Source organism: Marinospirillum sp., assembly GCF_035271045.1.
Taxonomy (GTDB): domain Bacteria; phylum Pseudomonadota; class Gammaproteobacteria; order Pseudomonadales; family Halomonadaceae; genus Marinospirillum.
This window is the reverse complement of sequence record NZ_DATESC010000018.1, coordinates 77,791-98,134: the sequence shown is the minus strand read 5'-3', so window position 1 is coordinate 98,134 and position 20,344 is coordinate 77,791. Positions and strand designations below refer to the sequence as shown.

The window sequence follows — 20,344 nt, the reverse complement described above, 5'->3', positions numbered from 1 at the left end:
TGGTTTTTATTTTAACGAACAAAACGGAGTTTTTATGAATAGTAATTTAAGAATTGAACTGATTATTAGTGCATTTTTTATCGCTGCCGGTTTAATGGGCGCAGGGTATTTTGTGGGTCAAACCTTGTATAACTCAAATGTGGCGTTAAATACTGCCGATGTTAAAGGCTTGTCTGAAAAACGCGTTATGTCTGATATTGCACATTGGAAAATTCAGTACACGGTTGCAGGCAATGAAAAATCTGAAGTAGCCGCACTGTATGCTAAATCAAAAATTGACCAGAAAAAAATTATCGATTTATTAATAGCCAGTGGTTTTACCGATGATGAAATTATTTTAGGCGCTGTTGATTACGAAACTTATGAATACCGTAACGATAACCAAAAGCTAATTGAAACCAAGTATTTTTTGGTGGGTGCTGTTGAAGTCGAAACTAAAAATGTTCAGCTAGTGCCTAAAGTGCGTTCTAAAATCAATGCGCTAATTGCTGAAGGCTTAGACATTAAAAATACCGCACCAAACTACTATTTTACTGAATTAAACACAATTAAGCCGGATATGTTAAAAGAAGCAACCCAAAATGCACGCATTGCAGCCAATGAGTTTGCTGAAAATGCCGGCGTAACGGTGGGTGGTATTCGCAGCGCCTCACAAGGTAACTTTTCGATTTTAGACGTGGGTGAATCTTATGGCGATGATAGAAAAATTGAAAAACACATTCGCGTCGTCACTGCGGTTACTTTTTACCTAACCAAATAGTTAACGGTATCCCAGCCCATGCCAAAGTGGTAATTTTTGATTTTTATAGTGCATACGGGTAATTTTTCCCATGTCAAAATGCACAGCACCGTGGGCTGCGGTACTAAGTTGAGTGACGTTAAGCTGCCTGAGTCTTTGCACTACGCTGTTATGCGGATGACCATAACTGTTGCGCCAGCCGTTGGTATGCACCGCCCATAAAGGCTGAGTGGCTTGTAGCAAAGGTAGGCCAGTAGAGGTTTGGCTACCGTGGTGGCCAGTAATCAGCAGGGTTAGCGGTTGTTGCTCGCCTTGTTGATTCGTCAGCAATTGCGGCAACACTTGGCTAAAAAACGCTTCTTCGGCTAAGCCTGCATCGCCGGTTAATAAAACACTGGTGATACGCCCATTATGCTCAGGCGCTTTAATCAGCAGCACACAAGAATCTGAGTTATTAGCTCTTTTTTTATACACTGTTAGCGGTGGCTGTGGTGGCCACAGTGCGGTGATTTCTAGCTGACCTAATTGCCAAATTTGCCCTGCATAGCAGTTGTGTTGTTGAGCGCTGTATTCTTGCTGAATAGCCCAGCGTTTTTTAATAGCAGTTAAACCGCCCACATGATCTTGGTCATCGTGACTAATAATCAGCTGATTAATACCTTTTGGCGCTGCTTTAGGCGTTAACCAAGGCGTTAAAGCAGGCACTACTGCTGCCCAACCTGAACTAAAACCTTTGCCTGTGTCGTAAAGTAATTTTTCGCCGGCACTTTCTATTAAAACAGCCGTGCCTTGACCAACATCTAAAACTTTAACCTGCCAGTTGTGTGGCTTATTTATTAACGGCTTGTTTAATAGAGGTTCGTTATTCAGCGTGTGCGGCAAAAAAGCTAATAATAAACCTAACCACGAAAAGTGCCTTAACGGTATGCCTGATGGTAATAAGATAAGTAAACCTAGCCATAGGTAAGATGCTTGTTGAATTAATGGCTGTTCTAGTTGTGCAGCATACGCCAAACCTTTGACCAAATAATTAAAAGCTATGGCACACATTTCTAAAGGCCAATAAAAGTCTACTGTGCTTAACGCTAAAGCTAACAGCGTAATGGGTAACAGCAGCAGCCCCACCAACGGCACTAATAGCAAATTAATGGGTAAAGACCAAGGATTAAACCAGCCGCCTTGCCAAAGAAGTAATGGGGTAAAAGCCAGCAGCAGTAATACTTGTACTTTTATAAGGCTGATAACTGGATGACTAATCGCGCGACCATAAAAACCAGCAATTAAAATAACCACTGCGCCAAACGACAGCCAAAAACCTTTACTGAGCACAATTAACGGATTAACCAGCAATAAAATAATCAGCGCTAAACTAACCGCTAACCAAGTGCCCAACTTGCGCCAGCCACTAAGAATTAACAAACCTAACAGCAGCATCAGTGCCGACCTTTCGGCGGCTAAACCCCAACCGGCCAACTGAGCATAACCTAGCGCAGCAGCAGCGGCTAAAGGAAAAGCAATACCCTGTCGCCAACTAAAAAAACGCGCCAATCCCAGCACTAAGCCAGCCAGCAATCCTAAATGCAAACCAGAAACCACCCATAAATGCAAAGTGCCGGTACGCTGTAAAAGCTGCCAATCATCTGCAGTGAGTAGCGTTTTAGCACCTAATCCAAGTGCAAACAAAAAGCGCCAGCCACGTTGTGAATCAGCAGAATAGCTATCGATTTGATTAATCAGTTGATTACGCCATTGATTAACACGGCTCGCTTCTTTGATTTTTATAACTTTAGCATCACGGGCGATATAACCACCAACAAGTTGTCCAGCCGCCAGTTTATTACCTGTCGAGTCGGTTTGACCAAAGTTTTGTAAACTACGCAAAGGTCTAATTCTGGCTTCTAACTGCCAAAGTTCGCCCTGCCGAGGCAATGCTTGCTGAGATGATGTTCGTGGAATATACCAATTAAGGCGCGTATTACCCACGCGAATCGTGTTAGGGTAGGTTTGCGTAATAACGCCTTTAATTAAAGTATTGTGGCTGCTAGGGTGATTTGTCAGTGGTGCTTGGTGTATTTGCCAAGCTAAAAAAACTAACAACCAACAGTAGCCCAAAAAACTAGCACCCATAAAAAAATAGCCACGCTTTAATAGCGTTAAACTAAAAAGGCTGATTAACACCAAAGCTTCTATGGGTAACCAAATACTTATCAATACAGCGCTTAAAATGCCAAACAGCAAACCCAGTGCAAAATGTAAAAAACTATAAGGGGTTAATTTCATTTTAATACTGCTCGCTTTTGAGCTAGTATAGCCGCACTTTTTAGAGGAAAGATTTGGTATAAATCATGCCACGTAAACTTATTAAACGCTTTATGCCTAAACCTGAAAAAATTCGGGCACATAAGTCACTCGGATTTATGGCCCCGCACATGGGCGATCCTAACTTATGGATGCTTACGCGCAACAGTGTGTCAGGTGCATTTAGTGTAGGTTTGTTTGTGGCGTTTATTCCCATGCCTTTTCAAATGCTGGTCGCTGCGGCTTTAGCAGTGTTATTGCGAATTAATTTACCTATTTCAGTAGGCTTGGTGTGGGTCAGCAATCCGTTGACTATGCCGCCGTTATTTTATGGTTGTTACCGCGTTGGTGCTTGGTTAATGAACATCCCCGTGTCGCCGCACCCCAGCGAAGGCACACTAGACTGGGTATTAATCCACTTTAATCAAATTTGGCCATCGCTCTTGTTAGGCTGCGTTTTAGTGGGCGCTCTTTTAGCCATTGCTTCTAATGTTGCCGTGCGCTTGTTGTGGCGTTGGCACGTATCACACAGTTGGAATAAAAGGCAGTCGAATCGTTCACTGCCTATAGTCTTATCAAAACAAGCGCCTTCAAAGCAACCAGCAGACGACTAAGCTTCGTTAGCTGCCCGCAACTGACCTTTATCAAGGCGCAACACACGGTTTTGTTGCTGTGCAAGTTCAATATCATGCGTAACAATAACAAATGCGGTGCCTGAGTTTTCTGCAAGCTCGGTGATTAATTGCTGTACTTGGGCGGCTGTTTGCTGGTCTAGGTTACCTGTTGGTTCATCCAATAAAACGCAACTAGGGTTGGTTACTAGCGCTCGGGCTAAAGCAACCCTTTGCCTTTCGCCCCCCGAAAGCTCGGCTGGTTTGTGCTCTGCACGTTCAGCCATACTGACTTTTTCCAGTAATTTTAATGCTTGCGCTTTGGCTTCCTTCATACTTTTACCGGCAATTAATAAGGGCATCGCTGCATTTTCTAAAGCCGTAAATTCCGGTAGTAAGTGATGAAATTGATAAACAAAACCTAGGTGCTGATTCCTTAACTGTCCACGTTGCTTTTGGTTAAGCTTAGAAAAATCTTTTCCTGCCAGTTCTACTGTACCGCTGCTAGGTAAGTCTAAACCACCCAGCATATTCAATAGCGTTGTTTTGCCTGAGCCTGAACTGCCAATAATAGCAATGCGATCGCCTGCAAAAATCTCAAAATCAATCGCTGTCAACACCTGTACTTCTTGCGGGCCTTCAGTGTAGCTTTTATTTAAGGTAGAACAGCGCAAAACAGCCTGTTTAGTCTTTAAAGTCATGTTCATTTCCTTGTGTTTTAACGCAGGTTAGTCATAGCGCAAGGCTTCAGCAGGCTGAATTTTAGATGCACGCCAAGCAGGATAAAGCGTTGACAGTAGGCTTAATAACAGTGCCGAAATGGTAATAAATCGCACATCATCCCAACGCAACTCTGAAGGTAAGTAACTAATAAAATAAACATTAGCATCTAAAAACTGAATACCTAACAACCCTTCTAGCCACAAGACTAGATCACTAACATTAAGTGCCAACACAATACCCAGCGCTACGCCAACCAAAGTACCCACCACACCTATGGTTAAACCTTGCACCATAAAAATACCCAAAATAGTGCTTGGACTCGCACCTAAAGTACGCAAAATTGCAATGTCGGCTTGCTTATCAGTAACAACCATTACCAAGGTAGAAACAATGTTAAATGCAGCTACGGCAACAATAATCATCAGCAACAGACCAATCATGCGCTTTTCCATTTGTATTGCTTGAAAAAGATTGCCTTGCGTTTGTGTCCAATCTTGACCACGGTAGGGATAACCCAGCTCATTAACTAATTCTTGCGTTAGGCGGTTAGCTTGAAACAGATCATTTAGCTGTAAACGTAATCCTTCAATATTGCCATCCATACGCATTAAAATTTGCATATCGCTCATATGAACATAAGCAAGGTTGCCATCTAATTCAGCACCCACTTTAAATGTACCCAACACAGTAAAACGCTTTAAACGTGGAAAAACACCTGCGGGGGTAATCGACGCTTCTGGCAGTAACAGGGTCACCTTATCACCCGTATTAACACGTAAAAACCGTGCTAATAATTCACCCAGCAAAATACCATATTCACCCGGCTGCAAAGCATCTAGCTGAACGCCATCTTGTAAGTGCTGCCCAACAATGGATACTTGATTTTCATATTCGGGTAAAATGCCTGCCACCAAAGTGCCACGATTATAGCCTTGATGAATCAGCATACCCTGACCGTTCACAAAAGGTGCGACACCAATAACTTCTGGGCGCTGTTTAATTTTATCGGCAACGCTAGACCAATCAGTAAAGTCTTGATAGTTTTTAATCGCTAGGTGCGGCACCATGCCTAAAATGCGTTCCCGTAATTCACGATCAAACCCATTCATTACCGACAGCACTAGGATTAACACCGCCACACCCAATGTCATACCAAGCATAGATGTGAGTGAAATAAACGAAATAAAGTGATTTCTGCGTTTAGCACGGGTGTAACGCAAGCCTATTAACAGGGGTAGAGAGGCCATAAAAAGCTGCTTCCTTAACGAATTTTGAACTGCATTGTAAAGGATATTTGCATGGGTACACACTACCGTCTAGTGTCTCAGTTAGATCATTGTTTTGATTTGCTAGTTAATAACTTAAATAACCTAGCCGCATTATTAAAAACAGCTCAGTTACCTTGCTGGATGTTGGGTTGTGAAACCGAAGCCACCAGTCGTGAGCGCTTATTATTTGCTTTATTAGATTTGTGGTATTTAGAGGGTCAAGATGGAAGAGTAACGCGCAGCTATCCAGGGTTAGTTGTGTGTAATGAACAAATTTGGGCGCAGTTGGGCGCAGTTAACGATGCCAAGGTCGCTTTTTCTGGTGCAATTGATGCTATTCGCCGCGAAAGCCCCGATTTATTACTCGATGCTCGGCAAAATTTAGTAACAAGGCACCCTAAACTACACGCCCATTTAACCGCAGAAGGTTTAGCACGTTTGCATTTAAAGCAGTCTTGGCGACAAATCCCTGGTTGTACAATACCTTTACGGCAAGTCAGATTCAGTTGGTATTCCAGTGGTCGCAGTATTCGGCGGATAAGTTATAAAGAAGCGGTCTATCGCTTAGAACAGATGAATGTTGAAGCACCACACATTAAAATTCAGTTACAAAAGTTAGCCAGTATTCCAACAGCAACGCCCTTGGCGCAAGTACAAAGTCAAGCGCCGTTAATGCGTGCCAACTTGTTTTTTACCGATCAACAAGCCGGTTTACCCGACAGACAAGCCATGAATATTGCGATGCCTTTGTTTATTTTATCCGATCAAGCAACGCTACCGCCTTTTAATATACCTAGCATTGCACCACCTGAAAAACGTACCCGTGCCGTTCGCTCTGATGCTCAGTTAGAAGATGAACCTTTTTTGCCAAGCATCAGAGTATTTAAGTACAGAGAATATTAAACAAAGAATCTTAAAAAACGCGGTTTAAGCCATTAATTGCTGCCACTCGGTAAGCCTCTGCCATCGTAGGGTAGTTAAAAGTGGTATTAACAAAATACTTCAAGGTATTGGCTTCACCTTTTTGCGACATAATGGCTTGGCCTATATGTACAATCTCTGATGCTTGGTCACCAAAACAGTGAATGCCTAAAATCTGCAACGTTTCACGATGGAAAAGTATTTTCAGCATACCCACAGGTTCACTGGTAATTTGTGCTCTTGCCAAGGTACGAAAAAATGCCTGCCCCACTTCATAAGGCACTTTTTCGGCCGTTAATTCACGCTCAGTTTTTCCTAACGAGCTGATTTCAGGAATCGTATAAATTCCCGTTGGCACGTCGTCGATAAAACGAAAATCTGGTTCATCAAGAAAATCAGCAGCAGCAGAACGCCCTTGGTCATAAGAGGCAGACGCTAGGCTAGGCCAACCAATCACATCACCTACCGCATAAATGTGCGGAATGCTGGTACGGTAGTGGTCATCAACCGTCAACTGCCCACGTGAGTTGGCTTCTAAGCCAATGTTTTCTAGTGCCAAATCTGCCGTATTACCTGTACGCCCGTTACACCACATAAACGCATCGGCTTTTAATTTTTTACCACTTTTTAAGTGCAGCGCAACGCCTTGCTCAACTACTTCCACTTTTTCATAGTCTTCGTTATGCCTAACTAGCACACCGTTGTTACGCAAGTGGTAACTTAAACTGTCAGAAATCTCATCGTCTAAGAAAGAAAGTAAACGGTCGCGGTTGTCGATTAAGTCGACTTTCACACCTAAACCACTAAAAATAGACGCGTATTCACAACCAATAACACCTGCACCATAAATAATGATTGAACGTGGTGTGTGGGAAAGCTCCAAAATAGAATCTGAACAATAAATACGCGGATGATCAAAATTAATATCAGCAGGGCGATATGGACTAGAACCCGTTGCAATAATGATTTTTTGCGCTTTTAAAAACTCGATGCCATCATGATGATCTCTAACTTCAATGGTATTAGGGTCAACAAAACGTGCCGTACCAAAAAATAAATCAGCACGGTTACGGGCATAAAAACCTGTACGCAAAGAAACTTGTTTTTCAATAACCCGCTTAGAGCGCTCCAAAACCTTAGGAAACGAAAACCAACGTGGCTCACCAATGTCACGGAACATACGGTTGGTGTTAAATTGAATAATTTGTTTTACCGCGTGACGTAAAGCTTTAGATGGAATAGTGCCTTTATGCGTACAATTACCACCCACAAATCGCTGTTCTTCAATAACAGCCACTTTCTTACCATGTTTAGCGGCATTCATAGCAGCACCTTCACCTGCAGGTCCTGTTCCTATCACAATAACATCATAGTTATAAACGGCCATTCACTACCCCTTAGTGTTTGTGTTGTTCACTTGCGTTGCATCTTGGGCTTGTGTTGCATCATAACCTAAACTTTTTTGCGATTCCGTTTCGCAAATGGTTTGATCTCCACCACAAATATCACAAGCAACGTCCATACCTAAAGCACTCATACCACCGCATGAACCAGCGATAGGTTTGCGCCCCATAATAACGCCAACTGACATGATAAGCATGATAGTGCCAAGTACCAATGTGCTAAGAAAGAACATTTGCATAATAAATACCTCTAAAGTGAAAAAGGGTTGCCTCTTATTAAAGAGACAACCCATTTCTGCTAAATATTCATTGGTTTACAAAAAATATTTGCCTTACAAAAAATAGTTACGTGCATTAGCCACCAAAATCATCCAAGAGAATATTTTCAGGCTCTACACCTAGATCTTCAAGCAGCTTAATAACTGCTGCGTTCATCATGGGTGGTCCACACATATAAAACTCGCAGTCTTCGGGTGCTGGGTGGTCTTTAAGGTAATTTTCAAACAAAACGTTGTGAATAAAACCTGTTGCACCTGTCCAGTTGTCTTCAGGTAATGGATCTGACAAGGCTAGGTGCCAAGTGAAGTTCTCATTTTCTTTAGCTAACTGGTCAAACTCTTCAACATAAAACGCTTCGCGCAGTGAACGAGCACCGTACCAGAAGCTAATTTTACGCTTGGAGTTAAGGCGTTTTAGTTGGTCGAAAATGTGCGAACGCATGGGCGCCATTCCCGCACCACCGCCAACAAAGACCATTTCCGCATCGGTATCTTTGGCAAAAAACTCACCAAAAGGCCCGTACACATCAATGGTGTCGCCAGGTACTAGGTTAAACACATAAGACGACATAATACCCGGTGGCAAGTCATCACGGCCAGGCGGCGGTGTAGCTACACGAATATTAAACTTCACCAAGCCACGCTCTTCAGGGTAGTTAGCCATGGAATAAGCACGAATGGTGGTTTCTTTGTTCACTGCCACGTAACGCCAGATATTGAACTTATCCCAGTCGCCATGAAATTCTTTTTGAATTTGAAAATTCTTATAAGGAATTTCGTAGGGCGGGCATTCAAGCTGTACATAACCACCAGCACGGAAGTCTACGTTTTCACCTTCAGGTAGCTTAAGCGTAAGCTCTTTAATGAAGGTAGCTACGTTGGGGTTAGATACCACTTCACAAGTCCACTTTTTGACGCCGAAGATTTCTTCATCAACTTCAATTTTCATGTCTTGCTTTACGGGTACTTGGCAAGATAAGCGCCAGCCTTCTTTCTTTTCACGCATGGTGAAAGCTGATTCTTCAGTAGGCAGAATTGAACCGCCGCCTTCAATTACCTTACAAGTACACTGGGCACAACTACCACCGCCACCACAGGCCGATGATAGGAAAATGCCATTTGCTGCCAAGGTGTTAAGTAGCTTACCACCTGCGGCTGTTACCAGTGTATGTTTTGGATCACCGTTGATTTCAATGGTTACATCACCGGTACTGACCAGTTTGCTACGCGCTGCCAGGATCACCATAACGAGACTAAGCACGATTACGGTGAACATGACGACGCCGAGCAGAATAATTGTAGAGTCGACCATGTTATTTCCCTTTTATAGCTGGATGCCGGAGAAGGACATAAAACCCAATGACATTAAGCCCACCACAATAAAGGTGATACCTAAGCCTTGAAGTCCTGCAGGTACATCGCTGTATTTTAGTTTTTCACGAATACCGGCTAAAGCAACAATCGCCAAAGCCCAACCAATACCAGCACCCGTACCGTAAACAACGGATTCAGCAAAGTTATAGTCGCGTTCTACCATAAACAATGACGCACCCATAATCGCGCAGTTTACGGTAATTAGCGGTAGAAAAACCCCTAAAGCGTTGTAAAGTGCTGGCACAAATTTCTCGAGAAACATTTCTAGAATTTGCACGATAGCGGCGATAACACCGATATAGCTTAATAATCCCAAGAAAGATAAGTCGATTTTTTCTGCACCTTCAAGACCTGTCCAAACTAAAGCACCTTCGCGCAATAATAGGTTATAAATCAAGTTATTAACTGGCACAGTAATGGCAAGTACCACAACCACTGCAACACCTAGACCAAAGGCAGCATCAACTTTTTTAGACAAGGCTAAAAAAGTACACATACCTAAGAAGAAGGCTAGCGCCATGTTTTCAATAAACACAGCAGAAATAAACAGCGATAGGTAATGTTCTAACATAATTACATCGCTCCTTCAGATTTAGTGTTGGCAGTAATTTTAAACTCAGGAATTTCATTTTGGCTTGGCTGCCATGAGCGTAATGCCCAAATAAGCAAACCAATAATAAAAAACGCTGAGGGTGGTAATAGCAATAAACCATTGGGTAGATACCAGCCACCATCTTTAGTGAGGGCTAGTATTTGATAACCAAAAAAGCTACCTGCACCAAAAATTTCGCGCACAGCACCCACCAGCATTAGCACAACGCCATAGCCTGCGCCATTACCGATACCATCCCAAAAGCTGATGATAGGGCCATTTTTCATGGCATAGGCTTCAGCACGACCCATAACAATACAGTTAGTAATGATAAGGCCAACAAACACTGAGAGCTGACGGCTAATTTCAAAGGCGTACGCTTTTAGTAGCTGGTCAACCACAATAACCAAGGAGGCAATAATGGTCATCTGTACGATGATTCTTATGCTGCCGGGAATGTGGTTACGAATTAAGGATACAAAGAAGTTAGAGAAAGCAGTTACAAACATAACTGCAATCGTCATAACTACTGCAACCTGCATACTGGTAGTAACCGCCAGCGCCGAACAAATACCTAATACCTGTAAGGCAATAGGGTTGTTCTTGAAGATAGGGCTGATTAGTACCGTTTTGGTTGTATCATTGGCCATGATTAAGCGCCTCCCTGACGGAATTTAGCTAGGAATGTCCCGTAGGCTTGTTCACTAACCCAAAACTGCAGCAGGTTAGTTACGCCGCGCGCGGTAAGGGTTGCACCCGATAAAGTGTCTACTTCATGCACACCGTCTGGCTTTTTAGAAAGGCCAAGCAATGGCTGCATAGTCTTGTCACCGTAGGTCTTTTTACCCGGCCACTGGGCTTTCCACTTAGGGTTATCTACTTCACCACCTAAACCGGGCGTTTCGCCATGATCGTAAAAACCCATACCAGCAATGGTGTTGCCGTCGCCTTCTAAGGCTAAGAAGCCATAGAGGGTTGACCACAAGCCAGGGCCGCGTACCGGAATAATAATACGATCAGGGTTAGCTTCGTTACCGACTAGGTAAACTAGGCCGTAGTTTTCTAAGCGATTAACACCCAGTGCTGCCTGTTTTAACGCAAAAGACTGAGCAGGGTCTTTAGACGCACGCACTTGGTCGTAGTCTTCTGCTTTTACCTGGTTGGTAAATTCGCCAGTACGAAGATCGACCACTTTGATTTGAATTTTTGCAAATTCAGCAGTTACACGATCACGAGTCGCTTCTTTAGCAGTGATTAAACCAGCGGCAATTAAAATATTGCTGCGGCGGTCTAGTTCTTGGTTAGCAACTTGTAGCGGCTTAAGTGCTACAGCTGAAACAGAAACTATGACGGCACAAACTAAACAGAGTATTAAAGCAACTGTTAGTGTTTTTGAGATGGAGTCATTACTTTTAGACATTGCGCAATACCCTCCGCTTGATATTGGCTTTAACCACTAAGCTGTCGATCAGTGGGGCGAACAAGTTAGCAAATAAAATGGCTAGCATGATGCCTTCTGGGAAAGCTGGGTTAACCACACGTATCAGAACAGTCATAACACCAATTAGCGCACCAAAAACTAGTTTACCTTTGTCGGTCATGGAAGCTGATACAGGATCAGTTGCCATAAACACCATACCAAAGGCAAAGCCACCGGTGACTAAGTGCCAGTACCATTCCATAGCAAACATATTGTTGGTTTCTGAACCTATCATGTTAAACAGGGTGGCGGTTGCCATCATGCCTAACATTACACCCGCCATAATGCGCCAAGAGGCAATGCGAGTCAGCAATAACACTGCGCCACCTATCAAGATAGCTAGGGTTGAAGTTTCACCCACTGAGCCGGGCATAATGCCTACAAAGGCATCCCACCAGCTAAGGTTTTGCTGCAAGGTTGCCATGCCGTCTTGGAAAGCCATCGACAAAGCTGTTGCACCTGTGTAGCCGTCTGCTGCTACCCAAATTGCATCACCCGAGATTTGTGCAGGGTAAGCAAAATAAAGGAAGGCACGACCAGTAAGGGCTGGGTTAAGGAAGTTTTTGCCGGTTCCGCCAAAAATTTCTTTACCTATCACAATACCAAAGGTGATACCTAAGCCAACTTGCCATAAAGGAATGGTGGCAGGAAGAATAAGCGCAAAGAGGATAGAAGTAACAAAGAAACCTTCGTTAACTTCATGGCCACGGCGCATAGCAAATAGCACTTCCCAAAAACCACCCACAATAAAGGTGACGGCATAAATGGGAATAAAGTAGGTAGCACCATGAATGATGTTATCCCACATGCTGGTTGGGTCGTAGCTACTAGCACCCAAAAGTACAATAAAGCTTTCGCGCAAACCGCCTAGTGAACCAAAACCTGCTTCAATGGCTTGGTTGGCTTGTAAACCTGTATTCCACATACCAAAGAACATGGCAGGGAAGGTACAAAACCAAACCGTGATCATCATGCGCTTTAAGTCGATACCATCGCGCACAAAAGCGGTTGTTTTGGCAATGCTAGGTGGTGTGTAGAAGATAGTATCTGCTGCTTCATAGAGCGCGTACCAGCTTTCAAAACGTCCACCCTTATGAAAATGCGGTTCCATTTTATCGAGAAGATTACGTAATGCCTTCATTAAATCAGCCCTCCTTCTCTATCAGCGTTAGGTTGTCACGCAGAATTGGACCGTATTCATATTTGCCTGGGCACACATAGGTGCATAAGGCGAGGTCTTCTTCATCGAGTTCTAAACAGCCTAGCTGCATAGCGACTTCAATATCACCAACAATCAGTGAACGTAAAAGTTGCGTGGGCAGAATATCTAGCGGCATCACTTTTTCGTAGGAACCAATTGGCACCATGGCGCGTTCAGAACCATTGGTGGTGGTGGTGGGTGCAAAGCGCTTACCTAAGCCTAAGAAGCTAGATAGGTAAATACCCGTGACTGAGTGGTTGTTGCTACCTGGCATACCCGGTGTTAACCAACCTAAGAAACGACGGTCACTACCATCTTGCAATACGCTGACTTGATTATGATGACAACCTAAGTAGTTCATCGCACCACTCGCCGCACGGCCACTAAAGACCGAACCTGAAATCACTTGTGAAGTGGTAGCAGTGGTCAGTTCACCAGCTAGTAACTCGTCAAGGTTTGCACCTAAACGTGTACGCACTAAGCGCGGCTCTTTGACTTGTGGGCCAGCAATGGCAATAACGCGGTTAGGATTAACCTGACCGGTCAAAAACAAATGACCAAAAGCAATCACTTCTTGGTAGTTTAAGTGCCAAACGTGTTTGCTAGCACTAACAGGGTCTAAGCAATGAATGTGCGTACCCACCAAGCCTGCTGGGTGAACACCTTCAAATTCAACCACTTCAACTTTACTACCCTCGACTGAAGGGATCTCTTTACCCGCGTCTTTGCAAAGGTAAGTTTTACCTTCTGTAAGCTTACTCACCACAGTTAAACCTGCTAAGAAGGCTTGTTGTTGGTCAGCAATAATAACAGCGGGATCGGCAGCCAACGGGTGGGTGTCGATAGCAGTGACAAAAACAGAGTTAGGCTGGGCTTTGGGGGCTGGAACGCGGCTAAATGGCCGTGTTCTTAATGCAGTCCATAAGCCTGAAGCAATTAATTGCTCTCTAACTTTTTCGCCAGAAAGGTCGGCCAACTGATTTTCACTGTAGGCAGTGAAAGTTTCGGCTTCTTCCTGTGCAGCTATTTCAATTACTACGGATTGTAGAACACGACGTTCGCCACGGTTAATGGCTACTACCGTTCCTGCTGCGGGTGCTGTGTAGTTCACACCGGCAGTTTTTTTATCCGTAAAGAGGATCTGACCCAATTTCACCTTGTCACCTTCTTGCACCAGCATAGTAGGTTTCATGCCTACATAATCTGGTCCTAAGACTGCAACGGAGCGCACTTTTTTGCCGTCCAAAATGGACTGCTTAGGTGCACCGGCGATGGGTAGATCAAGTCCACGCTTGATTTTTATCATAGGTCACGCCCAATCACCAAGTTAAAAGATAAAGCTTTTTACAGCTAAGGTTTTACATCTGAAAAAACTAACAACGGCCGCTTATGACTACGCTTGGAGCGCTATGCCCGAAAATCTGCGTCTTTTTGTCGCACAAGTGACTGCTTAAAATGCAAGCATTATAAAGACCCTAAGCCCCAAACGCTACCCGACTCTAGGATGAATTAGAATCTAGTGTCAAAAAAAACCACTAAAAAATAATTAAAAAAGTAATTTAAAAAAATAAAAAAAAGCTGTATGCCTAAACATACAGCTTTTATAAACACCACGCTTTTAATACAAAGCCTTATTTAGCCACGATCTGCAGGAAAATAAGGGAATTTAACGTGAGAAATTTCTTGTAAAATCCGAACAACTTGACAGCTATAACCAAACTCGTTGTCATACCAAACGTAAAGTACAGCTTGTTTACCACTCACGATGGTGGCTTTAGCATCAACAATACCCGCGTGGCGATTACCAACAAAGTCAGAAGAGACAACTTCGTTAGAATCCACAAAGTCAATTTGCTTTTGCATAGGTGAATATAAAGCCGCCCAACTTAGATAGTCGTTCATTTCTTCAGGCGTACTTTCTTTTTCCATTGTCAGATTAAGAATTGCCATAGAAACATTAGGAATAGGCACACGGATCGCGTTACCCGTTAACTTACCTTCTAGCTCAGGTAAAGCCTTCGCAACGGCTTTAGCAGCACCCGTTTCGGTTAATACCATGTTCATCGCAGCAGCACGACCACGCCTATCACCTTTATGGAAGTTATCGATTAGGTTTTGATCGTTGGTGTAAGCGTGAACTGTTTCAACGTGACCGCTAACCACACCATATTTGTCGTTAACCGCTTTTAAAATAGGCACAATTGCGTTGGTGGTACAAGAAGCCGCCGAAATGATTTTATCAGCATCGGTTAAATCACCGTGGTTAATGCCATAAACGATGTTTTTAATTTTGCCTTTACCGGGTGCAGTTAAAACAGCGCGCGCAGCACCTTTACATTCTAAATGCTGACTTAAACCGGCTTCATCACGCCAAATACCCGTATTATCAACGATTAACGCACTTTCAATGCCATATTTGGTGTAATCAATTTCGCTAGGTGCATTGGCATAAATAAACTGAATGTAATTACCGTTAACAATCAATGCGTCATTGGCTGCATCAACAGTAATCGTACCGTTGAAAGGGCCGTGTACTGAATCACGACGCAACAAGCTAGCACGTTTTTCTAAATCGCCGTCTTTACCGCCACGAACCACAACCGCACGCAAGCGCAACAAACTACCACCACCAGCTTTTTCAATCATAATACGTGCCAACAAGCGACCAATACGACCAAAACCGTAAAGCACTACGTCTTGTGGTGCGCCGCCTAAATCAGCTTCTTTATGCTTACCCAGTACATCGCCCATTTCTGCGGTTAAAAAAGCTTCCATATCAGTGCCGTTTTCTTTACGAAACTGAGCGGCTAATTTACCAATATCAACGTGGCAAGGGCCAGGCTTTAACTTTAATAGTGTTTCTACTAACAGGTGGCTGTCACGAACATCTAGCTCAGTGCCTTCAACCTGACGCACAAATCGGTGGTCTTTTAAAATACGGATAACAGAACGGTTAACCAGTGCGCGACCAAAAATGGATGTTACCACGTTGTACTTGCGGTATAGACGACCGATAATCGGGATCATTGCTTCGGCAGTGGTTTCACGCGCTTGCCAGTCTTCAAAATAGCTATCTAATTTGCTGTCAGCCACAGGTTGAACCTCTTTGTTGGTATTAAAAGTAATGTTTAAAAGCTGGATAAAATTTTTGCGCTATTATGCTTGTTGGTTACAAGTTAGGCAAATGGACTGGTATCATGCGGCTTAACTTTTGCTAACTAGGTTAACCTTCTGATGAATAAAGTGGTCAATAGCGGTCAACTTTTATCCAGCAAACCACCGTCTAAAGCCGGTTTTTTACAACGCTGGTTAAATGTACACGATGCAGCAGCAGCAGTGGCATTGGTTGAAGCAGCGCAGCAGCACCCAGCGCCCTTATTGGTTATTTGTCCTGATACCACCAGCGCCCATTTATTGGCTGATGAATTAACGTTTTTTGCGCCCGCCGATTTACCAGTGCTAAGCCTGCCTGATTGGGAAGTGCTGCCTTATGACCGCTTTTCGCCACACCAAAACATCGTTTCAGAGCGCTTAAAAACTTTATTGGCCTTACCATCGCAACGCCGTGGTTTATTAGTCGTACCCATAAGCACACTGATGCAGCGTTTGCCGCCAGCCGAATTTGTAGTCAGTCATGCCCTTGACCTAAAACTAGGTCAGCAGTTGGATATGCACGCCTTTCGCCGCCAATTAGAAGAAGCAGGCTACCGTGCAGTGGATACCGTTTACGAACAGGGTGAATTTACCGTTCGTGGTGGTTTGCTAGACTTGTTTCCTATGGGCAGTGAGCAGCCATTACGCATTGAACTCTTTGGTGATGAAATTGAATCACTGCGTTTTTTTAATACCGAAACGCAGCGCACAGAACACAAAACCGAGGCCATTTCGTTATTACCAACGCATGAATTTGTATTAACAAAAGACGCACTAACAATTTTCAAGACGGAATTCCAAACCCGTTTTAATCTTGACCTATCACGCTGCGACATTTATCAAGACACCATTAAAGGCTTAGTCACACCGGGTTTAGAGTTTTTATTGCCTTTATTTTTTACGCACACTGCTACGTTATTTGATTACCTGCCAGCGAACACATTAATTGCTGAAATAACAGCACCTACTGATACCAAGTCAGGTCAAACCTTACAAACAGTACCGTTAGCAGCGACGCATTATTGGCAAGAAATTGAACGGCGTTACGAAAGTTTGCGCCATGATATTCGCCACCCTTGCTTGCCGCCCAGTGAATTATATTTACCATTAGAAACCTTAAACCGTGAACGTAATTTATTTGCACGGATTGAAGTTCATGCAACGCCGCCCAGTGATACGCTTTCCGGCGATCAGCAGCTATTAAGCCAACCGTTACCTAATCTAGCTGTCGCTTCTAAAGCCAAACACCCACTAAAAGCGCTGCAAGATTTTATTGCCGCTAATCCACAAACCAACATTCTGTTAACTGTAGAATCGCGCGGTCGCCGTGAAGCCTTGTTAGCGCTATTAGGTCGTCATGGCTTAGTACCTTTAGATGTAGCCGATTGGTCAAGTTTTCTAAAGCAGCGCCCTGCTTTGGCATTAACCTTAGCCCCTTTAGATAGAGGCTTATTTTTACCACAAGCGCAAACCCTGTTGATTACTGAATCAATATTATTTGGTGAACGCATTTTACAGCGCCGCCGCCGCGAAACATCCGCTGTTAACCAAGAACTCGCCTTTCGCAGCTTATCCGAACTGACGCTTAATGCGCCGGTGGTACACCTAGACCACGGCGTTGGCCGTTATTTGGGCTTAGAAACCTTAACATCTGGCGGTCAAACTCAAGAATTTCTAAAGCTGGTTTATGCCGATCAAGCCCATTTATATGTGCCCGTAACCGCTTTAGACCGAATCAGCCGTTACAGCGGCAACAATGATGATAACGCACCGCTGCACCGTTTAGGATCTGACCAGTGGGATAAAACCCGCCGTAAAGCAGTTGAAAAAATTCGTGATACCGCAGCTGAATTATTAGACATTTATGCGCGGCGTGAAGCACAAAAAGGTTTTGCCTTTAATTTAGACGAAGACGCTTGGGCGCAATTTTCTTCGGCTTTTCCTTTTGAAGAAACCGTCGATCAACAGCTAGCCATTAATGCCGTGATTGGTGATATGGCAAAAATGCGCCCAATGGACAGAGTTGTCTGTGGTGATGTGGGCTTTGGTAAAACTGAAGTTGCCATGCGCGCAGCTTTTATAGCAGTGCATAACCATAAGCAGGTAGCGATTTTAGTGCCCACCACGCTTTTGGCGCAGCAGCACTTTGATAACTTTAAAGACCGTTTTGCTGATTGGCCGGTGAATATCGAGCTGTTATCACGTTTTCGTTCTGCTAAAGAACAACAAGAAAGCATTCACCGCTTAGAAGAAGGCAAGGTCGATATTTTAATCGGCACTCACAAACTTTTGCAGTCTTCCGTTAAATTCAACGATTTAGGCTTGGTAATTATTGATGAAGAGCACCGCTTTGGGGTGCGTCAAAAAGAAAGCCTAAAGGCTATAAGAGCCAACGTTGATTTACTTTCTATGACTGCAACGCCCATTCCGCGTACTTTAAATATGGCGATGTCGGGCATTCGTGATATGTCGATTATTGCTACGCCACCTGCTAAGCGTTTATCGGTTAAAACCTTTGTGCGCCAGCGTGACGAGGCAATTATTAAAGAAGCTGTACTGCGTGAACTGCTGCGTGGTGGGCAAGTATACTTTTTGCACAATGACGTTAGCACTATTGAAAATACTGCTGAAAAACTGCGTGAAATCATTCCAGAAGTACGCTTAGGTGTGGCGCACGGACAAATGCCCGAACGCCAGCTTGAAAAAGTCATGCAAGATTTTTACCACAAGCGTTATAACCTGCTGCTGTGTTCGACGATTATTGAAACAGGGATTGATATCCCCAATGCCAATACCATCATTATTGAACGCGCTGATAAATTTGGTTTAGCGCAGCTGCACCAGTTACGTGGCCGTGTAGGACGTTCACACCACCAAGCTTATGCCTATTTATTAACGCCTGAAGGTAAAAATCCCACCGCTGATGCCCAAAAACGCTTAGAAGTAATCGCCATGAATGAAGACTTAGGTTCTGGTTTTGTATTGGCCTCGCAAGATTTAGAAATTAGGGGTGCGGGTGAATTATTGGGCGAAGAACAAAGTGGGCAAATTGCCAGTCTAGGTTTTAGCTTATACATGGATTTATTAGACGATGCCGTTAAAGCCATTCGCAGCGGTAAAACGCCTAGTATTGACCTACCCTTACAGCGTGGTACTGAAATAAGCTTGCATTTACCCACACTCATTCCTGATGATTACTTACCCGATGTAAACAGCCGTTTACAACTGTATAAACGCCTAGCCAGTTGCAGTAATGCAGCCGAACTTAGAGACTTGCAAGTAGAAATGATTGACCGTTTTGGCTTATTGCCCCTTGCCACTAAAAATTTATTTCGCTTAACAGAATTAAAACAACGCGCCGAAACGATGGGTATTTTACGAATGGATGTGGGTAAAGACCGCGGTGTGTTGCATTTTGGTAGTCAAACCAGCGTTGAGCCTATTAAGCTAGTGCAGTTAATGCAGCAAAAGCCGCTCACTTATAAACTGGATTCAGCGCAATCGTTAAAATTTACGATGACAATGGATACCGCTGACCAATGCTTTGCAGCGCTAGAAAAGCTTTTAGATGCTTTGCAATGATAAGCATTAAACTTTTATAAAACAGGAATAGACAAGAATGCGATTATTAGTTTTATTGCTGACGGGATTAATTATTTCAGCCACAGTGGTTGCTGAAGAAGTAAAACCTCACCCCAATGAGCGCGATTATATTATTGAAGTACTTGTTTTTGCTCAACAACCCGGTGCAGGTGCAACAGAATTACCCAGCAGACCGCACCTTTACTTACCCATTGAAGAACAGGCATTAAAAATTGGTACAGCACCGGCTTGGACAAAGTTAAGCCGTATCACTGGCCCTTCTTACTGGCCACAAAGGGTTAAATTAACCAGAGAAGCTACTGCGTTAGAGCGCAATAATGATTACCGTTTATTATTTCACCAAGCTTGGCGAATGCGCCTCGTGTCTGAAGTGAATAGTATTCCGTTATTAATTGAAGGCGGTGATTATTTTGTAGGTATGCCAGAGCTGCAAGGCAAATTAAAGCTTAGCGTCGCGCGTTATTTACACTTAGAAACGGATTTGTTTTTGAATACTTTTGAAGCTGTTAACGCAACGGATTATAAAGTTGTTAGCTCAGCTGGGATGCATCAACGCCGTAGAATGCGTAGCAACGAACTGCATTTTATTGATAGCCCTTATTTGGGTTTACTTATAAAAATAGATAGAGCCCCTTAGTTCTTAAAATAAACATAAAAAAACGCCCCGCTTAAATTAGACGGGGCGTTTTTATTGATTAAA

The 20,344-nt window shown here is 43.5% G+C and carries 17 protein-coding genes; 5 read left to right on the top strand and 12 right to left on the bottom strand.

The window, feature by feature from the left end; genetic code table 11:
* Positions 1-34: 34 nt before the first annotated feature.
* Positions 35-760, top strand: a complete 726-nt coding sequence (locus tag VJY63_RS07795; protein WP_324049660.1) for an SIMPL domain-containing protein — start codon at positions 35-37, stop codon at positions 758-760.
* Here the strand turns inward: VJY63_RS07795 and VJY63_RS07790 are convergent, their stop codons facing one another.
* Positions 761-3,019 carry a DNA internalization-related competence protein ComEC/Rec2 gene (locus VJY63_RS07790; protein ID WP_324049658.1) on the bottom strand — a complete coding sequence of 753 codons (2,259 nt, stop codon included), beginning with the start codon at positions 3,017-3,019 and terminating at the stop codon, positions 761-763. It lies immediately after the preceding gene.
* Between the two features lie 65 nt (positions 3,020-3,084).
* Here VJY63_RS07790 and VJY63_RS07785 point away from each other — a divergent pair, with 65 nt between their 5' ends.
* The gene (locus VJY63_RS07785) at positions 3,085-3,651 is read left to right on the top strand and encodes a DUF2062 domain-containing protein (RefSeq protein WP_324049656.1); all 567 of its coding nucleotides are present in this window, start codon (positions 3,085-3,087) and stop codon (positions 3,649-3,651) included.
* On the opposite strand, the gene lolD is transcribed toward VJY63_RS07785, so the two are convergent.
* Both lolD and VJY63_RS07775 read right to left on the bottom strand, forming a co-directional pair.
* Positions 3,648-4,349: a lipoprotein-releasing ABC transporter ATP-binding protein LolD gene (lolD, locus tag VJY63_RS07780; RefSeq protein ID WP_324049654.1), complete on the bottom strand. Its 702-nt coding sequence runs from the start codon at positions 4,347-4,349 to the stop codon at positions 3,648-3,650. The two genes, VJY63_RS07785 and lolD, sit on opposite strands and share 4 nt — an antisense overlap.
* 27 nt (positions 4,350-4,376) lie before the next feature.
* Positions 4,377-5,618, bottom strand: a complete 1,242-nt coding sequence (locus VJY63_RS07775; protein ID WP_324049653.1) for a lipoprotein-releasing ABC transporter permease subunit — start codon at positions 5,616-5,618, stop codon at positions 4,377-4,379.
* 51 nt (positions 5,619-5,669) lie between these two features.
* On the opposite strand from VJY63_RS07775, the gene VJY63_RS07770 reads away from it, so the two are divergent.
* The gene (locus VJY63_RS07770; protein WP_324049651.1) at positions 5,670-6,542 is read left to right on the top strand and encodes a DNA replication terminus site-binding protein; all 873 of its coding nucleotides are present in this window, start codon (positions 5,670-5,672) and stop codon (positions 6,540-6,542) included.
* Between the two features lie 10 nt (positions 6,543-6,552).
* Here VJY63_RS07770 and sthA read toward each other — a convergent pair whose 3' ends face one another.
* From sthA to VJY63_RS07725, 9 genes are all read right to left on the bottom strand, one after another.
* The gene (sthA, locus tag VJY63_RS07765; protein ID WP_324049649.1) at positions 6,553-7,947 is read right to left on the bottom strand and encodes a Si-specific NAD(P)(+) transhydrogenase; all 1,395 of its coding nucleotides are present in this window, start codon (positions 7,945-7,947) and stop codon (positions 6,553-6,555) included.
* Between the two features lie 3 nt (positions 7,948-7,950).
* Positions 7,951-8,202 carry a (Na+)-NQR maturation NqrM gene (nqrM, locus tag VJY63_RS07760; protein WP_324049648.1) on the bottom strand — a complete coding sequence of 84 codons (252 nt, stop codon included), beginning with the start codon at positions 8,200-8,202 and terminating at the stop codon, positions 7,951-7,953.
* Between the two features lie 115 nt (positions 8,203-8,317).
* Positions 8,318-9,553 carry an NADH:ubiquinone reductase (Na(+)-transporting) subunit F gene (nqrF, locus tag VJY63_RS07755; protein ID WP_324049646.1) on the bottom strand — a complete coding sequence of 412 codons (1,236 nt, stop codon included), beginning with the start codon at positions 9,551-9,553 and terminating at the stop codon, positions 8,318-8,320.
* 12 nt (positions 9,554-9,565) lie between these two features.
* Complete coding sequence (gene nqrE, locus VJY63_RS07750) at positions 9,566-10,186, bottom strand: NADH:ubiquinone reductase (Na(+)-transporting) subunit E (protein WP_324049644.1); 621 nt, start codon at positions 10,184-10,186, stop codon at positions 9,566-9,568.
* Positions 10,187-10,188: 2 nt separating this feature from the next.
* Positions 10,189-10,857, bottom strand: coding sequence for an NADH:ubiquinone reductase (Na(+)-transporting) subunit D (locus VJY63_RS07745; RefSeq protein ID WP_324049643.1), 669 nt, complete (start codon positions 10,855-10,857; stop codon positions 10,189-10,191).
* Positions 10,858-10,859: 2 nt separating this feature from the next.
* Complete coding sequence (locus VJY63_RS07740) at positions 10,860-11,627, bottom strand: Na(+)-translocating NADH-quinone reductase subunit C (protein WP_324049641.1); 768 nt, start codon at positions 11,625-11,627, stop codon at positions 10,860-10,862.
* Complete coding sequence (locus tag VJY63_RS07735) at positions 11,620-12,828, bottom strand: NADH:ubiquinone reductase (Na(+)-transporting) subunit B (protein WP_324049639.1); 1,209 nt, start codon at positions 12,826-12,828, stop codon at positions 11,620-11,622. Before VJY63_RS07735 ends, VJY63_RS07740 begins: the two co-directional genes overlap by 8 nt.
* Before the next feature lie 4 nt (positions 12,829-12,832).
* Positions 12,833-14,194, bottom strand: coding sequence for a Na(+)-translocating NADH-quinone reductase subunit A (locus VJY63_RS07730; RefSeq protein WP_324049638.1), 1,362 nt, complete (start codon positions 14,192-14,194; stop codon positions 12,833-12,835).
* A gap of 329 nt (positions 14,195-14,523) precedes the next feature.
* Positions 14,524-15,981 (bottom strand): glyceraldehyde-3-phosphate dehydrogenase, encoded by a 1,458-nt coding sequence (locus VJY63_RS07725; RefSeq protein WP_324049636.1) that lies wholly within the window; start codon positions 15,979-15,981, stop codon positions 14,524-14,526.
* A 141-nt stretch (positions 15,982-16,122) separates the two neighbouring features.
* On the opposite strand from VJY63_RS07725, the gene mfd reads away from it, so the two are divergent.
* Positions 16,123-19,623, top strand: coding sequence for a transcription-repair coupling factor (gene mfd, locus VJY63_RS07720; protein WP_324049634.1), 3,501 nt, complete (start codon positions 16,123-16,125; stop codon positions 19,621-19,623).
* Positions 19,624-19,660: 37 nt separating this feature from the next.
* A complete protein-coding gene (locus VJY63_RS07715) occupies positions 19,661-20,281 on the top strand; it encodes a CsiV family protein (RefSeq protein WP_324049633.1) in 621 nt (206 codons plus the stop codon).
* The last annotated feature ends 63 nt before the right edge of the window (positions 20,282-20,344 follow it).

What these genes read in the sequence shown, in the direction of transcription:
- VJY63_RS07795 (WP_324049660.1), top strand. Translation starts at nt 35, where the DNA reads ATGAATAGTAATTTAAGAATTGAACTGATTATTAGTGCATTTTTTATC.
- VJY63_RS07790 (WP_324049658.1), bottom strand. Translation starts at nt 3,019, where the DNA reads ATGAAATTAACCCCTTATAGTTTTTTACATTTTGCACTGGGTTTGCTG.
- VJY63_RS07785 (WP_324049656.1), top strand. Translation starts at nt 3,085, where the DNA reads ATGCCACGTAAACTTATTAAACGCTTTATGCCTAAACCTGAAAAAATT.
- lolD (WP_324049654.1), bottom strand. Translation starts at nt 4,349, where the DNA reads ATGACTTTAAAGACTAAACAGGCTGTTTTGCGCTGTTCTACCTTAAAT.
- VJY63_RS07775 (WP_324049653.1), bottom strand. Translation starts at nt 5,618, where the DNA reads ATGGCCTCTCTACCCCTGTTAATAGGCTTGCGTTACACCCGTGCTAAA.
- VJY63_RS07770 (WP_324049651.1), top strand. Translation starts at nt 5,670, where the DNA reads ATGGGTACACACTACCGTCTAGTGTCTCAGTTAGATCATTGTTTTGAT.
- sthA (WP_324049649.1), bottom strand. Translation starts at nt 7,947, where the DNA reads ATGGCCGTTTATAACTATGATGTTATTGTGATAGGAACAGGACCTGCA.
- nqrM (WP_324049648.1), bottom strand. Translation starts at nt 8,202, where the DNA reads ATGCAAATGTTCTTTCTTAGCACATTGGTACTTGGCACTATCATGCTT.
- nqrF (WP_324049646.1), bottom strand. Translation starts at nt 9,553, where the DNA reads ATGGTCGACTCTACAATTATTCTGCTCGGCGTCGTCATGTTCACCGTA.
- nqrE (WP_324049644.1), bottom strand. Translation starts at nt 10,186, where the DNA reads ATGTTAGAACATTACCTATCGCTGTTTATTTCTGCTGTGTTTATTGAA.
- VJY63_RS07745 (WP_324049643.1), bottom strand. Translation starts at nt 10,857, where the DNA reads ATGGCCAATGATACAACCAAAACGGTACTAATCAGCCCTATCTTCAAG.
- VJY63_RS07740 (WP_324049641.1), bottom strand. Translation starts at nt 11,627, where the DNA reads ATGTCTAAAAGTAATGACTCCATCTCAAAAACACTAACAGTTGCTTTA.
- VJY63_RS07735 (WP_324049639.1), bottom strand. Translation starts at nt 12,828, where the DNA reads ATGAAGGCATTACGTAATCTTCTCGATAAAATGGAACCGCATTTTCAT.
- VJY63_RS07730 (WP_324049638.1), bottom strand. Translation starts at nt 14,194, where the DNA reads ATGATAAAAATCAAGCGTGGACTTGATCTACCCATCGCCGGTGCACCT.
- mfd (WP_324049634.1), top strand. Translation starts at nt 16,123, where the DNA reads ATGAATAAAGTGGTCAATAGCGGTCAACTTTTATCCAGCAAACCACCG.
- VJY63_RS07715 (WP_324049633.1), top strand. Translation starts at nt 19,661, where the DNA reads ATGCGATTATTAGTTTTATTGCTGACGGGATTAATTATTTCAGCCACA.